This window comes from Ruegeria sp. BHSB056 (assembly GCF_059613305.1).
This window is the reverse complement of sequence record NZ_JBXWSG010000033.1, coordinates 1-20,082: the sequence shown is the minus strand read 5'-3', so window position 1 is coordinate 20,082 and position 20,082 is coordinate 1. Positions and strand designations below refer to the sequence as shown.

Sequence of the window (20,082 nt, the reverse complement as noted above, 5' to 3'; positions counted from 1 at the left end):
CGATCCAAGAGTTGCAACCACAATTGCGTGGCGTGAGAGGGGCTAAACCACGATACAGCCCCTGGGTGACTCTGTTTTGACAGGGCTTCCCTTAAATCACGTTTGACTTGGAATCAATCGCATCTGCCCGCGCGTTTTGCCACGGGTCAGATAAAGTGTCGTGTAACTCTTGGGACGGGTAAGACTGCCCGTGGGCTGGAAGGTCGTGACTAACGATACCGTTGCCCGGTCTCTGGATCAAAAAACATCACACGATCTGGCTGTATGGCGATGCCGACCCGATCCCCGGTTCTGCTTCGTTGATCGTCCCGTTCCTCAATGATCAGCTTATCACCATTTGGCGTCCGTAAATAGGAATAGGACACGCCGCCTAAGGCTTCGGTCAGGTCCACGGTGCAGGCATCGGCCGAACGGTCAATCTGAATATGCTCGGGCCGCATGCCCAATGTCACCTTGGTCCGACCAGCGGGTATAGCCACAGTAACGGGCAACGGCTTGCTAAGTGCGGGATGGGAGACTAGGCCATCCCCATAGTCACATTCCAGAAAGTTCATTGCAGGCGAACCGATGAAGCCTGCGACAAACCGGTTGTCCGGATCGCGGTACAAATCCATCGGAGCGCCAACCTGTTCAACACGACCATCCCGTAGCACGACGATCTTGTCGGCCATGGTCATGGCTTCGACCTGATCATGGGTCACGTAAATCATGGTCGCGCCGATTTCCTGATGAAGGCGCGCGATCTCAACACGCATTTCCACGCGCAACTCGGCGTCCAGATTGGACAAAGGTTCGTCAAACAGGAAAACGTCGGGGCCACGAACGATGGCACGGCCAATCGCAACCCGCTGCCGCTGACCGCCCGACAGGGCCTTGGGTTTGCGTTTGAGGTACTGGTCAAGTTTCAGAATGTTCGAGGCTTCCTGCACTTTTCTGGTGATCTCTGCCTTTGCGACGCCGTTCATGCGCAGCCCAAAGCCCATGTTTTCTGCCACGGTCATATGTGGATAAAGCGCATAGGTCTGGAACACCATCGCCACGCCGCGCTTAGCCGGGTCCATGTGGGTTACGTCCCGCGCCCCTATGTGGATCTCGCCTTCCGACGTTTCTTCAAGACCCGCGATCATCCGTAACAATGTGGATTTGCCACATCCTGAAGGGCCAACGAAAACACAGAATTCACCATCATCGATCTGCAAGTCGATGCCGTGAATGACTTGCGTCTGGCCGTACCGCTTGATTGCCTGGTTCAGAGTTACACCTGTCATGTCGCTTGCTTCCTGTCATTGCCGAGGTCTGGTCGCGTTTCAGGGAAACGCCAAGCCTGTGCCTCGGTGCTGATTTGTTCAGCCACCCGCCGCACACGAGGCACCCATGCCTCGAGTTGTTCAAAATCCATTCGTTGGGTCGAGCCAGTTACTGAGATTGCGCCCAGCACCCGACCGTTTGATGTCAGAATGGGGCAGGCGACGCAGATAATTCCGGGTTCATGTTCTTCGTCATCAACGGCAAAACCCTTGCTGCGAATTCGATCGAGATCCGTGCGCAGGTCATTGTCCGACGTCAGGGTCTTGTCGGTAAAGCGGTGAAAACTCTGCTGCGAAATTGCCCGGTTAAGGTCTCCCTCATCTAGAAAGGCAAGCATCGCCTTGCCGACGCCCGTGCAGTAGGCCGGGCCCACCTTACCCGCCTGAGAATACATCTCGATCGGTTGCGCTGCGTTGCGTTTATCAACGTATAGAACCTGACCTGCATCGAGCTGCGCCAAATGCACGGTCTCGCCGGTTTCCTGGCTTAGAATATCGAGAAACGGACGTGCGATAGGGGCCAGTGAGCTTTGGGTCCAGGCTGCATGCGCAAGCCGTACCAAACGCATACCCGGCGCGTAGGTTTGGCGCTCGGGGTCGTAACATAGCATTCCCTGATTGGTTAATGATTGCAAAAACCGATATAATGTTGCTTTCGGGAAATCGCTGTCGTCCAGCAATTCCGAAAATCGCACAGGGCGCTGAAATGCGGCGACCTGATCCAGCACGTCACATGCTTTGCCAATAGTTCCGTCACCTGACACGGGCGTCCGTTCTCCTCCGCTTGCCCATCGCAGATCGCACGAGGGTCTTGACAAGACTAACCGAGTCGATGTGTAGTTTTCAATATATAAAACAAGGTTTCATTATTTGAAACTTACGTGGAGACAACAGGGAGGAAACCATGTATTCCACTTTCAAGCGCACAACCGCTGCGCTGGCACTTGGCGTTGCTATGGCGGCACCGGCGGCTGCTGACCTGACCGGAGAGCTTCGGATATTCCTGGACACGTCAAACCCGGCCCCGCGCGCAACGATGGAAGCGATGATCGAACGGTTTGCAGCGCAGCACCCCGGCCTGGAGATTGAAACCACGGTTATCGACCGCGAAGCGTATAAGACCCAGATCCGCAACTTTCTGACGGCTGACACACCTGACGTGGCCACTTGGTACGCCGCCAACCGTATGAAGCCGTATGTCGAGGCTGGCCTGTTTGAAGACGTATCAGACCTGTGGGCCGAGCCCGAAATTGCCGAGAACCTGGCTTCGACCAAAGGCGCTATGACCATAGACGGCAAACAATGGGGCGTGCCCTATACCTACTACCAGTGGGGCGTTTACTACCGCAAAGATATCTTTGATGAGCTGGGCCTCAGCGAACCGACGACGTGGGAAGAAGAGCTGGCAAACTGTCAGAAGATCGTCGATTCCGGCCGCGCCTGCTATACTATCGGCACCAAGTTCCTGTGGACCGCTGGTGGCTGGTTCGACTACCTGAACATGCGCACCAACGGGTTTGATTTTCACAACCAGCTGGCCAATGGTGAAATCAGCTGGGAAGATGACCGGGTCAAGCAGACCTTTGCCAACTGGAAGCAGTTGATCGACATGGGGGCCTTCATTGATAACCATCAGACCTATAGCTGGCAGGAGGCTTTGCCATTCATGGTCAACGGAGAGGCCGCTGCTTATCTGATGGGCAACTTCGCAGTCGCGCCTTTGCGTGAAGCAGGGCTGACAGACGATCAGCTGGATTTCTACCAATTCGTGTCGATCAATCCTGATGTCGAACTGGCTGAAGACGCGCCGACCGATACATTCCATATCCCGGCGAATGCCTCGAACAAAGAAGCCGCGCGGGAATTCCTGCGCTTCGTTGTCTCGGCGGACGAACAGACCGAGATCAACAATGGGTCAAATCTCGGTCAGCTGCCGGTGAACGCGCAATCCTCAGTAGACGATGACAAGTTCCTACAGCAGGGTTTTTCGATGCTCTCGTCCAACAGCCCCGGCGGTGTGGCTCAATTCTGGGACCGCGACGCGCCGGCTGAAATGGCCAAAGTGTCAATGGAAGGTTTCCAAGAATTCATGGTCAAACCAGACAATGCTGACCGTATTCTGGCCAAGCTGGAACGCGCGCGAGAGCGTATCTACGACAACTAATCAGGCTTGGGCCGGGCTGAAGCCCGGCCTACTTGACCCGCTTTGTAGGGCGGGCTTCAGCCCGCCTTCACCTCAAGAAACCCCGGGACACCCATGACCACTGACGCCGACGCCCCAGAACAGGAAAGCTGGTTTCACAGAAACCAACAGCGGATCGCCCCGTGGCTATTTTTGGCTCCGGGCCTGCTGTTCTTCATGGTCTATGTGATCATTCCGGTCTTCCAGTCTTTCAACCTGTCACTTTATGAATGGGATGGGTTGGGGGCCGCTGAATATGTGGGCATGCGCAACTATGAAGATTTGTATTGGGAGTGGGTTGACCGGGACGCATTCTATATTTCGCTCAAAAACAATCTGATCTGGCTGATCCTGTACCTTCTGGCCATTCCCGCGGGCCTGTTCATTGCCTTGTTCTTGAACCAGACGGTCTGGGGTATCCGCCTTTACAAATCGCTGTTCTTCTTTCCATTTGTCATCTCTCAGGTTGTTGTTGGCCTCGTATTCACGTGGTTTTACGACCCTACTTTTGGTCTTCTGAATGAGCTTCTCGGCTTATTTGGAATGGGCCCCTTGAATGTGCTGGGTGATGAGCGTCTGGTCACCTATGGCATCATCGTCGCGGGTCTTTGGCCGCAAACCGCTTATTGCATGATCCTCTACCTCACCGGTCTGAATGCCGTCGATCCAGAACAGATCGAAGCCGGACGCCTGGACGGTGCCAAAGGCTTGAGAATGCTGTGGCACATCATTCTGCCGCAGTTGCGCCCGGCCACTTTCATAGCCTTTGTCGTGACAATCATCGGGGCGCTGCGCAGTTTCGACCTGATCTCGATCATGACACAGGGCGGGCCGTTCGGTTCATCCCGCGTGCTGGCCTATTACATGTTCGAAGTCGCCCTGTCCGAATACGGGTTCCGCATGGGGTATGGCGCGGCAATCGCTGTGGTTCTGTTCCTGATCATGCTCTGCTTCATCGCCTATTTCCTCTGGTCGATGTATCGCGAAGAAAGGGGGCACTGAGATGTTTCCCAAGCCTATCGAAAAACAGCCGCGTGCCGCGCAGATCACCTATCAGGCGATGCTGCCAATTGCCCTGTTGCTGTGGCTGGGGCCCCTGCTGGCGGTGGCTCTGTTTTCGGTCAAACCTGCGGCGGACTTCACCAACGCCAACTATTGGGGTCTGCCATCCAGTTTCGAAGGCGCGGTCAATTACGGGCTGGTGTTCTTCAACTCGGACATGCCGCGATATTTGCTGAACTCTTTCATGATCACCATTCCTACGGTAATCGGTGCCGTTGCTCTCAGTTCCATGACCGGCTTTGCACTGGGTATTTACAAATTCAAATCGAACCTATGGATTTTCTTTATGTTCGTAGCCGGCAATTTCGTGCCATTCCAGATCCTGATGGTGCCTGTGCGCGACCTGACACTGGATTTGGGCCTCTACAACACAAAAACCGGCCTCGTCTTGTTCCACATCGCCTTCCAGACCGGCTTTTGCACATTGTTCATGCGCAACTTTATCCAGGCCCTGCCCTTTGAATTAATCGAGGCCGCGCGGGTCGAGGGTATCAGCGAATGGCGCATCTTCTGGTACGTGGTTCTGCCGTTGATGAAACCTGCAATAGCCGCGCTCAGCGTGCTGATCTTCACTTTCATCTGGAACGATTATTTCTGGGCGGTCGTCCTGACACAGGGCGCGGAAAGCCAGCCTGTCACAGCAGGCATCACCAGTTTCAACGCCCAGTTCCGTGCCGCCTACCAACTGATGAGCGCGGGCTCGATCGTAGCAGCGCTGCCACCGGTTGCCATGTTCTTCCTGATGCAAAAGCACTTTATCGCGGGCCTGACCCTCGGAGCTGTAAAATGACAAAGATAACATTCATCGGAGCAGGTTCCACGATCTTTATGCAGAACATCGTGGGGGATGCTCTGTTAACGCCTGCTCTGGCGGACAGTCATTTTGCGCTGATGGACATCGACCCCGTACGCCTGATGGAAAGCGAAGCTGTAGCCCGCGCCTTGATCCGTTCCGTCCGGTCAAACGCGACAGTATCCACACATACAGATCGACGCGCGGCACTTGATGGAGCCGATTTCGTTATCACTGCCTTTCAGATTGGCGGGTACCGGCCTTGCACCGTCACAGATTTTGAGATCCCCAAGCAATACGGGCTGCGCCAGACCATCGCCGATACGCTGGGCGTAGGTGGCATCATGCGGGGACTGCGCACTGTGCCGGTCTTGTGGGACGTGGCGCATGACATGATGCAGCTATGCCCTGATGCGACACTACTACAATACGTCAATCCGATGGCCATCAACACCTGGGCACTGGCCGAGAAATACCCATCATTGAAGCAGGTCGGCCTGTGCCACTCGGTTCAGAACACGGTCGCGGAACTGGCACACGATCTGGACCTGCCAAAAGACGACATTCGCTACAAGGTGGCGGGCGTCAATCACGTCGCCTTCTTCCTGCGGCTTGAGCATCAGGGCCATAATTTATACCCCGCCCTTCGGCAAGGTTATGTCAGCGGAAGGATCCCCAAGGCGCCGCTGCTGATGCCGCGCTGCCCCAACAAGGTGCGCTACGAAGTGATGGACCACCTTGGCTATTTCTGCACCGAAAGTTCTGAGCATTTGGCAGAATACGTGCCATGGTTCATCAAAGACGGGCGGGCGGACCTGATCGAGAAATTCTCAATCCCACTGGATGAATACCCGACCCGCTGTGTGGAACAGATGAGCAACTGGAAACAGCAGGCCAAAACCTTGACTGACGGGCGCGACATAGCGGTCACTCGCAGCCACGAGTTTGCGGCGGACATAATGAACGCGATCACCTCTGACACCGCCTACGTGGCCTATGGCAATCTGCCAAACACCGGCCAGATACCTCAGCTGCCGATTGGGGCTGCTGTCGAAACACCTTGTCTGGTTGATGCAAATGGTGTTCAGCCTTCTGTCATCGCAGACATCCCTCCGCAGTTGATCGCCCTGATGCGTAGCCAGATCAACGTTCAGGAACTCACAGTCAGGGCATTGGTCGACCAGAACCCCGAGCATATCTATCATGCAGCGATGATGGACCCGCACACCGCCGCCGAGCTGGATCTGCGCCAAATTCGAAATCTGGTGAACGACCTACTGTCTGCCCATGTCGACTGGTTGCCGGATTGGTGTCGCCCGCCTCGCGCCGCTTGAATTTCACCTTCTTAGAAATACTCAAATCCTCCCAGATCTCGAAAAGCATAACAGAACAATGTCAAAACGCCGCTCACAGCACTGGTACGGGAAACTCGACAAGGATGGGTTCATCCATCGATCCTGGATGAAAAATCAGGGTTTTCCTGATCACGCCTTCGATGGGCGGCCAATCATCGGAATCTGCAACACATGGTCGGAGCTGACCCCTTGCAATTCCGGCCTGCGCGATCTGGCCGAAGGGGTAAAGCGTGGTGTGTGGGAGGCCGGGGGCTTTCCCGTCGAATTCCCGGTCATGTCGTTGGGCGAAACCCAGATGAAACCCACAGCCATGCTGTTTCGCAATCTTCTGGCCATGGATGTCGAAGAATCGATCCGCGCATATGGCATTGATGGTGTGGTTCTGCTGGGCGGGTGCGACAAGACCACGCCGGGCCAACTGATGGGCGCGGCATCGGTCGATCTGCCGTCGATCGTTGTCAGCTCCGGCCCTATGCTGAATGGAAAATATCGAGGTCAGGATATTGGCTCAGGAACCGATGTTTGGAAGTTTTCCGAAGCTGTGCGCGCCGGAGAGATGACCCTTCAGCAGTTCATGAGCGCCGAGTCCGGGATGTCTCGCAGTGCCGGGGTTTGCATGACCATGGGGACAGCCAGCACCATGGCGTCTCTGGTCGAAGCGATGGGCATGAGCCTGCCCACTAATGCCGCCCTGCCCGCCGTTGACGCCCGCCGCATGGCCCTCGCCCATATGACCGGCAAGCGGATTGTCGAAATGGTCGACGAAGACCTGAAACCATCGGACATTTTGACTAAGGAAGCCTTTGAGAATGCAATCCTCGCCAATGCGGCCGTAGGGGGATCGACCAATGCCGTTGTGCATCTACTAGCGCTCGCAGGGCGCGTGGGCGTTGACCTGACGCTCAAGGACTTTGAAATTGGTTCAGAGATTCCCTTACTGGTGAACTGCATGCCCTCAGGCAAATACCTGATGGAAGATTTCTGTTACGCAGGCGGTGTGCCTGCCGTGCTGAGCGAACTCAAACCTTTCCTCCGCCCGGCCAGAACGGTTCTGAACAAGGACATCTCTGCACATTACGAAGGTGCCGAATGTTTCAACCGCGACGTCATTCGCCCTTTCAACGATCCGGTGAAGCCCGCTGCTGGCCTTCGTGTTTTACGCGGCAATCTTGCGCCCAACGGGGCCATCGTCAAACCTTCTGCCGCAACCGATGCCCTTCTTGAAACCGAGGGTGAGGCGTTCGTTTTCGAAAATATCGAAGACCTGAAAGTCAATATCGACCGGGATGATCTGCCCGTCACATCCAAGAGCATTCTGGTGCTCAAGGGATGTGGACCCAAGGGTTATCCCGGGATGCCCGAGGTGGGAAACATGCCGATTCCGGCGAGATTGGTGAAGGAAGGCGTTCGCGACATGATCCGTATCTCGGATGCCCGCATGTCCGGTACAGCCTATGGCACCGTCATCCTGCATGTCAGCCCCGAGGCACAGGCAGGTGGCACACTGGCGCTGGTGAAAACCGGCGACCGCATCCGCGTCTCGGCCAGCGCTGGAAAGCTTGAGCTGTTGGTGGACGAAAAAGAACTGGACGCGCGCCGAGCCCAATGGAAACCAGATAGGCCGCAGTATTCCCGCGGGTATGCAAAATTATATGTCGATCACGTGTTGCAGGCCGATCAAGGGGCCGATCTGGATTTCCTCGTCGGCAAAGACACCCGCCTTGTGACCAGAGAGAGCCACTGATGACCGAACCAGCGACATTTCATGACTTGAACGGGTCATCCGTCTATATCACCGGCGGTGGTTCGGGCGTGGGCGCAGCATTGACGGATGGGTTTCTGGCTCAGGGGGCCAATGTAGCTTTTATCGGCAGATCGGACGCCAGCGGTTTTGTCGAAGAGATGCGCGACAAACATGGCCGCGCACCTCTGTTCATGCAGGGTGACATGACCGACACCCAGCTTCTTCACACGACAATGGCCAAAGCCGCCAAAGCCCACGGCCCCCTGAACGTTTTGGTTAACAACGCGGCCAATGACCAACGCCATACACTTGAGGAAACCACGACCGAGTTCTGGGACTGGATGATCGAGGTGAATCTGAAAGCCTATTATTTCGCCTGTCAGGAAGCGGCCCGGCAAATGAAAGAAGGCGGCGTTATCATTAATTTCAGCTCGATCAGCTACATGATGGGCAATGCAGGCTATCCGATCTATACGACATCAAATGCGGGCATTACAGGGATGACTCGGTCTTTGGCCCGCGAACTGGGACCAAAAAACATACGTGTGAATGCGCTGGCTCCCGGTTGGGTCTTGACGCAAAAACAACTGGATATGTGGGCGACGCCCGAAGATTTGGCCGCGCATTTGGATCGACAATGCCTGAAAGAACATTTGACGCCCGAAGACATGGTTGCACCGACATTGTTTCTTGCATCCAACGCCAGCCGGGCGATGACTGGTCAGTGTATGGCGGTTGATGGCGGCGTCGTGGTTTCAGGGTGACACAATGAATACTGACTGGATCGCCGTTGATTGGGGCACATCTCACCTGCGGGTCTGGGCCATGCTGGGGGCAACAGTGCTGGACTGCGCGCAGTCCGACAAGGGTATGGCACGCATCGGAGCCGACGGGTTCCAGACCGCCCTGTTGGACCTTGTTGAAAACTGGCTGAAGGATGACCCCATCGATGTGATCGCCTGCGGCATGGTCGGCGCACGCCAAGGCTGGGTCGAAGCACCTTATTCCACCGTTCCGTCGCAGCCCTTGCCGCATGCCCCAGTCCGTGTTCCCGGCACAGACCCGCGCATCCGGGCCTTCGTCATACCCGGATTAAAGCAACTGAGCCCGCCAGATGTGATGCGGGGAGAAGAAACACAGATCGCGGGTTTTTTGGGAACTCGCCAGAACTGGGATGGTGTCCTCTGCCTTCCGGGAACTCACACGAAGTGGGTTCAGGTCAGCGCAGGTGAAATCGTGAGTTTTCGGACGCTCATGACCGGAGAGCTTTTTGATTTGTTAAGTGCGCAATCTGTGCTGCGGCATTCGATAGGTGAAGGATGGGATGAAAATACCTTTGCCGATGCTGTGGCGGACACATTGTCCAAACCCGAACAATTGGCTGCGCGCCTGTTCGGCTTGCGGGCTGCGGACCTGCTGCATAATCAGGACAAAGGCATCGCGCGCGCACGGCTGTCCGGACTGCTTATCGGTGCTGAATTGGCCGCCACTCGTCCATATTGGCTGGGCCAACAACTGGCTATCATTGGCGCAGATGCCGTATCGCGGGTCTATGCGGCAGCGCTAAGACAACAGGGCGCTTTTGTTGAGACTGCAAACGCCACCGAAGCAACGCTGGCCGGGCTGGCACTGGCGCGCAACATGACAAGGCAAATCGCATGAGCCGCCCCATCATCGCCATTCTGCGTGGTCTGCAACCACAAGAAGCCGAGGCGGTTGGCAGAGTTATCATCGATGCAGGGATCGACCGGATCGAAGTTCCACTCAATTCGCCTGATCCGCTCGACAGCATTTCCATTCTGGCCAAAGCTTTCGAAGATCGCGCCCTGATTGGCGCTGGTACTGTACTAACGGTTGATCAGGTGGACGCAGTTCGGAATGCCGGCGGCAAGCTGATCGTGTCACCCAATTATGATGCTGATGTGATCAAACGGTCTGTGGCGTTGGGGATGCAAAGCTGGCCGGGCGTTTACACGCCGACCGAAGCCTTTGCCGCTCTCAAAGCCGGGGCCACAGGACTAAAGCTGTTTCCTGGCGTCATGGCAGGCCCTGCAGGATTGGCCGCACTTCGACCCGTCTTGCCCAAGAAAACACGCGTCTTTGCCGTCGGTGGTGCCGGACCTGAAAACTTCGACCAATGGATCAAAGCCGGTGCGGATGGATTCGGGATTGGATCAGCGCTGTACAAACCTGGCATGGACACAGTCGAAATCGCAAAACGCGCGAGGCAGATCGTTACAGCCTTTGACAAGGCGGCAGGATGAGCACGGTCTTTGACGACCGCCCCTGCGCGTTGGGCGAAGGTCCGCTTTGGCACCCCGCTCGGCAACAGCTATTCTGGTTCGACATTCTCAACAAACGCCTGATGGCGCGCGAAGGCGTAAATCAGATAAGCTGGGAATTCGATGAACATGTCTCTGCCGCCGGCTGGGTGGATCGCGATACACTGCTTTTGGCGTCGGAAACGGGTCTTTGGCAGTTTAACTTGAAGTCCGGGCATCGAGCGCTGGTCACGCCGCTAGAGGCAGACAACCCAATCACCCGCTCGAATGACGGTCGCGCTGATCCTTGGGGCGGTTTCTGGATCGGTACGATGGGCAAACAGGCTGAAGCCGGGGCCGGATCAATCTATCGGTTCTGGAAAGGTACACTCAGATGTCTCGTGTCCGATGTGACGATTTCCAATGCAATCTGTTTTCCCCCGGATCGATCCGTGGCCTATTTCTGTGACACGAAAACGAGGCAGGTCAGGCGCTGGAGCTTGAATGCAGAAAGCGGATGGCCCGAAGGGGAAAGCACGGTATTTCTGGACTTACGCAAAGAAGCCCTGAACCCGGACGGTGCGGTGGTTGATGCCGACGGGAACATCTGGATCGCGCAATGGGGGATCGGACGTGTCGCGGCCTACACGCCCGAAGGTCAATTTCTAAAGGCCATTTCCTTCGACGCGTCACATACGTCCTGCCCGGCGTTTGGCGGCGACAGCTTAGGCACGCTGTTCTGCACCTCAGCGCGCCAGGGATTGAGCAACGCGGATATTGAATCCCAACCCACCAACGGCATGACCTTTGCAATGCCAAACGCGGGGCGAGGGCAGGCAGAACACAGGATCATATTATGAAGCCGGAACTTGGTGTGTGTTACTACCCTGAACACTGGCCCGAGGCGATGTGGGCGGAAGATGCCGCGCGCATGGTAGACACTGGCATCTTGTGGGTACGCATTGGAGAGTTCGCGTGGAACCGGCTGGAACCTCACCCCGGAACCCTGCAATTCGAATGGTTGGATCGCGCGGTTGAAACACTTGGCGCGGCAGGATTGAAAGTCGTGCTTGGTACACCAACAGCAACACCACCGCGTTGGATGCTGGACAAACATCCGGACATGCTGGCTGTGGATGCAAATGGAAACACGCGCAAATTCGGGTCACGGCGACATTACTGCTTTAGCCACCAGGGCTATGTCGACGAATGTGTCCGCATCGCACGGGTCTTAGGAGAGCGCTATGGTCATAACCCGTACGTGGCGGCATGGCAGATCGATAATGAGTATGGGTGTCACGACACAACCGTCAGCTACAGCACCCCGGCACTGAACGCATTCAGGCGCTGGCTGGCTGTTCAATACAGTTCCATAGAACAACTGAACAAGGTCTGGGGAAACGTGTTCTGGTCAATGGAGTATCGCAACTTCGATGAGATTGACCTACCCAATCAAACTGTGACCGAACCGAACCCTGCTCATGTACTGGCATTCCGTCGGTTCAGTTCAGATCAGGTTGTGGCATTCAACAAAGCTCAGGTCGATGTATTGCGAACTTTAACCGATGCGCCGCTGTTGCATAACTATATGGGCCGTATTCTGGATTTCGACCATTTCGAGGTTGGCGCAGATCTGGATATTGCGACTTGGGACAGCTATCCGATCGGATTTCTATCGGACCGATTGGAAGATGACGAAGCCCACAAGACCGCCTTTCTTCAGCAAGGCGATCCGGACATGCAGGCGTTTCACCATGATCTTTACCGGGCAGTGGGCCGTGGCCGATGGTGGGTGATGGAACAACAACCCGGTCCGGTGAATTGGGCACCCTATAACCCGGCACCCTTACCCGGAATGGTACGGTTGTGGTCGCTTGAGGCTGTCGCTCACGGAGCTGAGGTTGTGAGCTATTTTCGGTGGCGGCAAGCCCCCTTTGCACAGGAACAGATGCACGCGGGTTTGCTGACACCGGACAATCGCCCTGCCCCTGCCTTGCACGAGGCCCGTCAGACAGCGGATGAGCTATATACATTGGGCGAGGTGCATCAGGCGCAATCCAAGGTTGCCATACTGTTTGATTACCCTTCGGACTGGGCCTGGACATCGCTACCGCAAGGAGCAGGCTTTGACTATTTCCGGTTGGTCTTCTCAGCTTATCGTGCATTGCGCCGCGCGGGGCTGTCGATTGACTTCGTTTCGTCCGATGACCTGTCCGCGCATTATGCGCTGATCCTTGCCCCCGGACTGGCCACGATTGGCCCGGATTTGGCGCGTAGGTTAACGGACAACTCGGATCTGGCCATCCTCGGTCCGCGCAGCGGCGCAATTACTCGTGATTTCCAGATCCCCGTCGTCGGTCGACCTGGCCTGAACGGGTTGGATTGCAACGTGGATTTGGTCGAAACACTGCCCCCCGCAAACAACCGGCCTGTCCGGGGCGGCGGCGCGGCACAACATTGGATTGATCGCCTTTCAGGATCAGCCGAAGAAATTCTGAGTTTTGACCACGGCGCGCCTGCGCTTATGGCAGGGGACGGGCTCTGGTATCTTGCAGGCTTCCCAAACGAAATATTATGGGATCGCGTCATCGGCCTGGCTGCGGAAGAAACGGGATTGAGCCTGAAGCCAATGCCGCCAGGACTGCGACTGCGTGAGACAGCCGATCACGTGTTCCTGATCAACTATAACGCTGAACCGGTGGTCTGGAACGGGTCGACCATCGGCGGTTGTGATGTGAAAATCCTGAAGCGCAATCTGCCCGGACAGATTTGAATCCTGTCCGGGCAGTTGCGTTGGTTGCCGCTTAGCACAGCATTAGTCGCTTTTCAGGCTGTTGGGGTCAAACACCCCTCCGAAACCACTGTTGTTGGATGGCTCACTCTCGGATTCAGAAGTACCTTCGTTGCTTTCATTCTCGCTACCATCCAGCGAGTTCGGAGCGAAGACATTACCAAAACCGCTGTTATTTGACGGCTTTGGCGCGGTTTGGGCATCACCCTGCCCGGCTTTTTCCGCCTCCTGCTGTTTGCGGCGTTCCTCACGCTGCTTGCGAAGTTCCTGAATGCGTTGTTCTGCTTCCAACTGTTTTTGCTCGCGAACATCGGCAATGCATTGCGCCGGACTGTAGGTCGCCGCTGTGCCAATAACGGTGATCGTTACAACCGCAAATGCGACCAACAACACGGCGGCCATGTTACCGGCAAAGAAACTGGGCAGCTTGATCTTTCCAGCCAGTTCCTCGACCGTTGCGTTCTTACGCGCCGCGGCCACCAGTTCCTGACGTTTCAGCTTGGCTTCGTTAAGCAGAGCGAAGAAAACCGTCAGCGCAACGATGATGAATGCCAGCGCCGAGATCGCAGGCGTGATGCCGTAGCGAACCTTCTGAGCCAGCTCAATCGTCAGCGTCGGGTATTCACCAAAGGTGAAAGTGGTGGTGTTGTAGTTCTCGAACGAGGCCAAGAATGCCAGCACCGCCGCCGAGGCAATCGCCGGGCGCATGAACGGCAGCAGGATTTTGCGGAAAGCCTGAGCGTGGCTGGCCCCAAGGTCCAGCGCAGCCTCGGTCAGGGCGACATCATAACGCTGCAACCGCGCCACCAGCACCAGCATACAGTAACTGGCGATGAAGGTGGATTGGCCGATCACCGTCAGGAAAATACCGTTCGACAGAAAGCTGTCTGCACCCAGCCCCAGCATCCGGTTGATCCGGTCCCAGAAGACCAGCGTCGAGATACCAAGAACCACACCGGGGATCAGGATCGGAGCGATGATGACTGTATAGTAGGTCGCACGAAGCTTCGGCCAGATCTGGGTCAGCATCAGAGCGCCTGCCAAACCCATCGCCACGGACAGGATCACTGTACCAATTCCGATGATCAGCGAGTTCTTGATACCGTTCAGGATACGCTGATCCTGAAACAATTCACCAAACCATTGGAATGTCAGACATTCCCATGGGCTCATCCGGGGGAACCCGGACGAGTTGAACGCGGTGATCGACATGATCACAAGCGGGCCCAGCAGATACAGGAAGAAGATCGCCAGATAGACCCAGATGCTTATACGGAGGAAGGAATTGTTCATTTCCCGATATCCCCCATGTTCACTTTGAACAGGCGCATCATGGCCAGTACGAACAGAATACAAGTGACCAGCAGAACGATTGCGTAGGCGGCGCCCTGTGGCCAGTCGTTGTTGTCATTGAATTGCTGATAGATCAGTTGGGTGAACCACAAACTGGACGGCCCGCCCAGAATTTGCGGCGCAGCCAACGCACCGGCGGACAACATGAAGACCATGGTACAGCCCGAGCTGATCCCCGGCTTGGCATAAGGAATGACCACACGCCAATGAATCCGCCACCAGGGCGCACCAAGGTCGCGTGCTGCTTCGATCTGGTTTTTGTCCAGACTTTCAATCACGTTATACATCGGGAAAATCATCAGAAGAATGTAGGCGTATCCCAGACCCGCATAGAGCGCGATGTCATTGCGAATGAAGTCGAACGGCGTATCCCAGATGCCCAGCCCCGTGAACAATGTGTTCAACACGCCTGTTTCCCCAAAAATGATGCGCAGCGCAAAGGCGCGCAGGATCTCGTTGATCCAGTAAGGGATGATCAGCATGATCGCGAAGATACGAATATGGCTGCCTTCGGCCTGACCCAGGTAATAGGCAATCGGATAGCAAATGATCAGGTTGAAAACCGTCACAAAAACCGCAGCCACGAGAGTTCGGAAAAACACCCTCAGATCAACAGTGTTGTAGTCCTGACTGCCGCCTTCGGGGCCATAGATCAGATACTTGTAGTTCTCCAGCGTATATACGTCTTTGGGGCCGCCGATCTCTGGCGGCGGCAGGTTCGGACGGAACGAGAAGTCCAACATCGATAACTGCGGAAGGATGATCAGGCCGATGGTCCAGAACAGAACCAGACCCAGGATTGCCACTCCCATGCCGGTGCCGTTGCGATTGAAGAAGTCTTTCAGAAACTGGGGCATGAGTTACTCCCCTTATTCTGCAGCCAGTTCACCCGCAGGAACGATGACGGCGTTATCCGTCTTGTATTCCAACGTGATGTTCTGTCCGGTGTGGTCCTCGAAGGATTGTCCATGGTTCGGGATCGACACTTTGATCTCTTTTCCGCCTTCACCTTCGGTAAAGATGTTGAAGACGTTGCCTTCGAATTCTTCGTGGTTGACGCGCGCGGTAACAAAATGGTCACCCGAAGCCGCCTTGGGCGCAATGGCGAAGGCTTCGGGGCGAATGAACATCATCGCACTATCGCCTTCTTTCATCTTGCCTTGGTTGGCGGTCGATATCCGTGCAACCAGATCGCCCGAGCGGTTGGTCGAGATCAGCGCTTCGGTACCCATGACCTGCTTTATCTTGCCACGGAAAACGTTGTTTTCGCCGACAAATGAGGCCGCGAAAGCCGTGTTGGGATCGTTGTAGATGGTTTTGCCATCGGCAATCTGGTCAATCACACCTGCACGCATGACAGCAATATTATCTGACATGGTCAGCGCTTCACCCTGGTCGTGCGTGATGTAGATAAAAGTAATGCCTACACGCTGCTGTATCTCACGCAGTTCCGTTCGCATGTGCTGGCGCAATTTGAGGTCAAGTGCTGATAGAGGTTCATCAAGAAGCAATACGTGCGGCTCGGCGCAAAGGGCGCGAGCGATGGCCACTCGCTGACGCTGACCCCCAGATAATTCGCTGGGAAGTTTGTCGCCTTGCCCCGGCAGCGCGATCATGTCCAAAAGCTCATCAGCGCGCTTGCGCCGTTCGGCGCTGCTGGCACCTTTGATTTCCATCGAGAACGTGATGTTCTCCCAGACCTTCATCAAGGGAAACAACGCCAGGTTCTGAAAGATCAGCGCAGTGGGGCGTTTGTTAGGTCCGATGCCCCGCATGTTCTTGCCGCCGATCAGAACATTGCCTTCGCTAGGCTCGAGAAAGCCGGAAACAGCCCTTAAGATCGTTGTTTTTCCGCAACCCGAGGGCCCGAGGAACGAAAAGAAATCGCCCCCGTTTATATTGACGTTTGCATCGCGCACGGCGACGAAGTCACCGAAACGGATCCACAGGTTTTCCAGATCGACTCCGATCCCTGCACTCATTTTTGGTATCTCCCTGAGGTGCGTGCTGTCACCACACCACATAGCTTTCCGTTACGCCGGAGCGGCGCACAGATTGTTGCCCCCCGCAGAACGCGAGGGGCATGGTTTCAGATCGCTTATGCGCTCTTGAACTTGTTGACGAACTCGGTCCGCGTTTCAGCATACCATGGTGCTTCGGCCGGCCACGGGTTGAGGTTGGCCAGCGAGTCGCCCGGATAGGCCTCGGCAAAGTTCTTCTTGTAGGTGTCGCCAGAATACTGGTCAGCCCCCAGAACAGGAGAGTTGTACCCATGGCTGTCGATGGCAACACCGGCAGGTTTGGCCTGATAGGCGAAGTCGATGAAGGCATAGATCTGGTCGATATTCGCCGCACCAGATGGAATCGACATCCCGTCAACCCATGCCATCGCCCCTTCGATAGGCGCCTGATAATGCACCGGTTCACCAGCCGATTTCAGTGCCAGTGGCGGGCCGTCCCAGGTCTGACCGACAACAACACCTTCATTCAGAAGACCGTTTTTCTGCGTGTCGGCATCGTTCCAGATCAGCTTGATGCGATCCTTACGTGCAATGCACCAGTCGGTGATCTGACCCCAGACCTTGCGCATGGTTTCTTCATCGCCATATGCGGCCCAGACCGAACCCGGTTCCATCTCGCCGGAACGCTCCATGTAGAGACCTGCACCCAGCATCATTGAATGCGCGCGGCCCATGGTCTTGCCTGCGTTTTCTTCTGACCAGACGTCGCCATAGGATGGCGCGTCCCCAGCCGGCAGCCACAAGTCGGTGCGGTATGCAATACCTTCGGTGCCCCAGATATGCGGCAACCAGTGGACCCCGGCGCCGCCAAAGTTCCAAGCATCCGTACCGATTTTAGCCATGGCTGGGTTCACCAGGTCGACCGGAACCTTGTTCATGTCAAAGGGTTGTAACAGCTCCAGCGGCTCCCATTGCAACGAGCGGTTGTTGGTCGGTGAGACGATGTCAAAGCCCTGACCTTTGGTCGCCTTCATCTTGTTGATGATTTCTTCGTTTGAGCCGATCCCGGTGTAGTTCACCTTGATGCCGGTAAGGGTTTCAAACTCTTCAATAAAGCTGGGCGGCAGGTAATCCGACCACATCAGGATGTTGATTTCACCGGACGACGCCAGAGCGCTCTTGCTATAAAGAGGCGCGGCAAGTGCCGCGGCACCCGCTCCTTTCAAAACAGTGCGTCTGGAAAGTGATGACTTGGTAACCATTAGTGTTCTCCCGTTGTTGGACTCGGTTTTTTTGTTTTCTATTCATAGGACTTTCTGCGCCCATCCGTCAGTCCAAAAGTGACAGTTTTCGAAATTCTTATGTCCAGTTTCACGATTTGACACGTCTAAGCTGAATTATGAGGCGCCGCATTCTCCCGCCAAACGGTAACGTCCCTTGGATTGACCGGATCTGAACCAAGCAGAATTTGACGTGCACGACCAACAGGCAAAGGTTTTGAAACGTCACTGAAATTGAACGCGTAGTAGGTCGAGCCGCGTTGGGTTATGCGCATATCGGGGTCGCAAGGCGTTGCATTTATCCCAGCCCAGTTCAGTACCTCACCGACAATCGCCTGCAAAAGCTCATTTCGCGGAACCATTGCCAGATAGGTCGTGCGGTCAGAACGGATGACCGCTGGGCTGGCATCACAATAAGCGCTCTTGAAGCGGGCCAATACGTGCTCTTTGGTCTCGATGATTTCACGCCAGCCGGTGAATTCAAATTGCTGCCCATCGTGAAGAACTACAGCCTCCTGCGCAAATGAAGGGAGTGATTCGACGCGCGTGACACGGATACCTGTTAACTTTGCCAGTTCGCCCGGAGCCAGATTGGAAGGAGTGTTCATCCCGGATGTCTTGCTGCCGGAACGGGCACCTATCAGTATCTTGGCTCCCGAAGCGTCAAGCTTGTCTGCAAGGTCAGCCGTCACGATCATGCTTTGCGGTAATACGATGAGGGCATAGCCGCTCAGTTCATCTTCAGGGCCAACAAAATCAAGATCGACCCCAAAACCACGAATAGCAGTGTGCCACTCGCGAAAAATCTGGACATTGGGGAAATCCCTGTCATGCGGCAGGATATCCGCCGCCCAGATCGAGGTATAATCCAGCAGCAATGCAACCCGCGCTTTTGCCCGCCTCTCGGGTGGCAAAATGGCGCGATCCTTTACGATCTCAGCCAATTCAATAGCAGCCTGATCCAGGCTGCCATCTGACCGCAATATCGCTGTATGGTATTGTTCTTGAGCAGATTTTGCCTGTCGCCAGCGAAAGAACATCACGGCTTGCGCGCCATGTGCATAGGCCGCCCAGGTCCAAAGCCGAACCATCCCCTCTGCCGGAGAGGGGTTCTTATCGGCCCAATCTACCGGACCCGGCTGCTGTTCCAGAACCCACATCCGACCGCGCCCCTGACTGCGATACAAATCACAATGAAATCCCTGATAGTCCGGTGCGCCGGTGCGCAGATAACGGCGCTTTTCTTCATCCGAAAGGGAAGAGCCCAATAGGTTCCCCAGCGGGTAACTGTCGAACCCGACAATATCCAGATCAGCAGCCACGACGTGATGATCGAACTCGAAACTGCCTGCCATAAAGTTATGGGTGATATCCCGGCCCGGCGCATATTTGCGCAGAACATCCACCTGCGTTTTGTTGAACAGCCGAACCCGCTCTGAAGAATAGCGCGCGAAATCCAGCGCGTGGGCTGGATTGGGCATGGCGACCAGCCCGTTGGGCAGTTCGATCTGACCAAACCGTGAGTAAAGCGACCCCCAGAAAACAGTTCCCCACGCGTCGTTCAATACGTCGATTGCATCATATCGTTCCTCCAACCAGTTCTGAAAACCAGTCCGCGCGGCATCGGAATAGCTGAGAACTGTATCGTGGTCGTTATACTCATTGTCGATCTGCCACGCTTGTACATACGAATTCTGACCATATCTGCGAGCGTATTCAGTTGCGATCCTTTGCGCCTCGGCCAGATAGACCTCACTGGAAAAACAATAATGCCTGCGCGAACCGAACCCTCTGACCCGACCATCCGGCCCTATAGGCAGGATTTCGGGGTACTCATCGATCAACCATTTGGGGGGGGCGGCAGTTGGGGTGGACATCATAACCCGCAGACCGGCTTGCCCCAAAATCTCAATCACCTCATCCAGCCAGTCCCAGTGGAACTGACCGCGCGCGGGTTCGATCAGGCCCCAGGTGAATTCAGCAATCCGCACCC

The 20,082-nt window shown here is 55.6% G+C and carries 17 protein-coding genes; 10 read left to right on the top strand and 7 right to left on the bottom strand.

Annotated elements, in window-relative coordinates; translation table 11 throughout:
• Window positions 1-209: 209 nt before the first annotated feature.
• A complete protein-coding gene (locus AC2FND_RS10330) occupies window positions 210-1,268 on the bottom strand; it encodes an ABC transporter ATP-binding protein (RefSeq protein WP_496769552.1) in 1,059 nt (352 codons plus the stop codon).
• A complete protein-coding gene (locus AC2FND_RS10325; RefSeq protein ID WP_209597310.1) occupies window positions 1,265-2,071 on the bottom strand; it encodes an IclR family transcriptional regulator in 807 nt (268 codons plus the stop codon). Before AC2FND_RS10325 ends, AC2FND_RS10330 begins: the two co-directional genes overlap by 4 nt.
• A gap of 140 nt (window positions 2,072-2,211) precedes the next feature.
• Between AC2FND_RS10325 and AC2FND_RS10320 the strand changes: the two genes are divergently transcribed.
• The 10 genes from AC2FND_RS10320 (at window position 2,212) to AC2FND_RS10275 (ending at window position 13,477) form a co-directional block, all read left to right on the top strand.
• Window positions 2,212-3,471 carry an ABC transporter substrate-binding protein gene (locus AC2FND_RS10320; RefSeq protein ID WP_209597312.1) on the top strand — a complete coding sequence of 420 codons (1,260 nt, stop codon included), beginning with the start codon at window positions 2,212-2,214 and terminating at the stop codon, window positions 3,469-3,471.
• A gap of 93 nt (window positions 3,472-3,564) precedes the next feature.
• Window positions 3,565-4,491 carry a carbohydrate ABC transporter permease gene (locus tag AC2FND_RS10315; protein ID WP_496769551.1) on the top strand — a complete coding sequence of 309 codons (927 nt, stop codon included), beginning with the start codon at window positions 3,565-3,567 and terminating at the stop codon, window positions 4,489-4,491.
• A gap of 1 nt (window position 4,492) precedes the next feature.
• Window positions 4,493-5,341, top strand: coding sequence for a carbohydrate ABC transporter permease (locus tag AC2FND_RS10310; RefSeq protein WP_496769549.1), 849 nt, complete (start codon window positions 4,493-4,495; stop codon window positions 5,339-5,341).
• Window positions 5,338-6,678, top strand: a complete 1,341-nt coding sequence (locus AC2FND_RS10305; RefSeq protein WP_496769548.1) for an alpha-glucosidase/alpha-galactosidase — start codon at window positions 5,338-5,340, stop codon at window positions 6,676-6,678. The genes AC2FND_RS10310 and AC2FND_RS10305 overlap by 4 nt, the downstream gene beginning before the upstream one ends.
• Before the next feature lie 58 nt (window positions 6,679-6,736).
• Window positions 6,737-8,443, top strand: a complete 1,707-nt coding sequence (locus tag AC2FND_RS10300; protein WP_496769546.1) for an IlvD/Edd family dehydratase — start codon at window positions 6,737-6,739, stop codon at window positions 8,441-8,443.
• Complete coding sequence (locus AC2FND_RS10295) at window positions 8,443-9,207, top strand: SDR family NAD(P)-dependent oxidoreductase (RefSeq protein ID WP_480477102.1); 765 nt, start codon at window positions 8,443-8,445, stop codon at window positions 9,205-9,207. Before AC2FND_RS10300 ends, AC2FND_RS10295 begins: the two co-directional genes overlap by 1 nt.
• Window positions 9,208-9,211: 4 nt before the next feature.
• Window positions 9,212-10,105, top strand: a complete 894-nt coding sequence (locus AC2FND_RS10290; protein WP_496769544.1) for a 2-dehydro-3-deoxygalactonokinase — start codon at window positions 9,212-9,214, stop codon at window positions 10,103-10,105.
• Entirely contained in the window at window positions 10,102-10,707 is a 606-nt protein-coding gene (locus AC2FND_RS10285) for a 2-dehydro-3-deoxy-6-phosphogalactonate aldolase (protein WP_496769543.1), read from the top strand. Before AC2FND_RS10290 ends, AC2FND_RS10285 begins: the two co-directional genes overlap by 4 nt.
• Window positions 10,704-11,564 carry an SMP-30/gluconolactonase/LRE family protein gene (locus tag AC2FND_RS10280; protein WP_496769541.1) on the top strand — a complete coding sequence of 287 codons (861 nt, stop codon included), beginning with the start codon at window positions 10,704-10,706 and terminating at the stop codon, window positions 11,562-11,564. The genes AC2FND_RS10285 and AC2FND_RS10280 overlap by 4 nt, the downstream gene beginning before the upstream one ends.
• The gene (locus AC2FND_RS10275) at window positions 11,561-13,477 is read left to right on the top strand and encodes a beta-galactosidase (RefSeq protein WP_496769539.1); all 1,917 of its coding nucleotides are present in this window, start codon (window positions 11,561-11,563) and stop codon (window positions 13,475-13,477) included. Before AC2FND_RS10280 ends, AC2FND_RS10275 begins: the two co-directional genes overlap by 4 nt.
• A 42-nt stretch (window positions 13,478-13,519) precedes the next feature.
• Here the strand turns inward: AC2FND_RS10275 and AC2FND_RS10270 are convergent, their stop codons facing one another.
• From AC2FND_RS10270 to AC2FND_RS10250, 5 genes are all read right to left on the bottom strand, one after another.
• On the bottom strand, window positions 13,520-14,788 hold the full coding sequence (locus AC2FND_RS10270; protein ID WP_480483655.1) for an ABC transporter permease: 1,269 nt from the start codon (window positions 14,786-14,788) through the stop codon (window positions 13,520-13,522).
• A complete protein-coding gene (locus AC2FND_RS10265) occupies window positions 14,785-15,705 on the bottom strand; it encodes an ABC transporter permease (protein ID WP_209597330.1) in 921 nt (306 codons plus the stop codon). The genes AC2FND_RS10270 and AC2FND_RS10265 overlap by 4 nt, the downstream gene beginning before the upstream one ends.
• A gap of 12 nt (window positions 15,706-15,717) precedes the next feature.
• A complete protein-coding gene (locus AC2FND_RS10260) occupies window positions 15,718-16,830 on the bottom strand; it encodes an ABC transporter ATP-binding protein (protein ID WP_496769537.1) in 1,113 nt (370 codons plus the stop codon).
• A 116-nt stretch (window positions 16,831-16,946) separates the two neighbouring features.
• Window positions 16,947-18,071 (bottom strand): extracellular solute-binding protein, encoded by a 1,125-nt coding sequence (locus AC2FND_RS10255; protein WP_209507630.1) that lies wholly within the window; start codon window positions 18,069-18,071, stop codon window positions 16,947-16,949.
• Window positions 18,072-18,196: 125 nt separating this feature from the next.
• Window positions 18,197-20,082, bottom strand: a 1,886-nt coding sequence (locus AC2FND_RS10250) for a beta-galactosidase (protein ID WP_496769535.1), incomplete at its 5' end; no start/stop codon positions are given.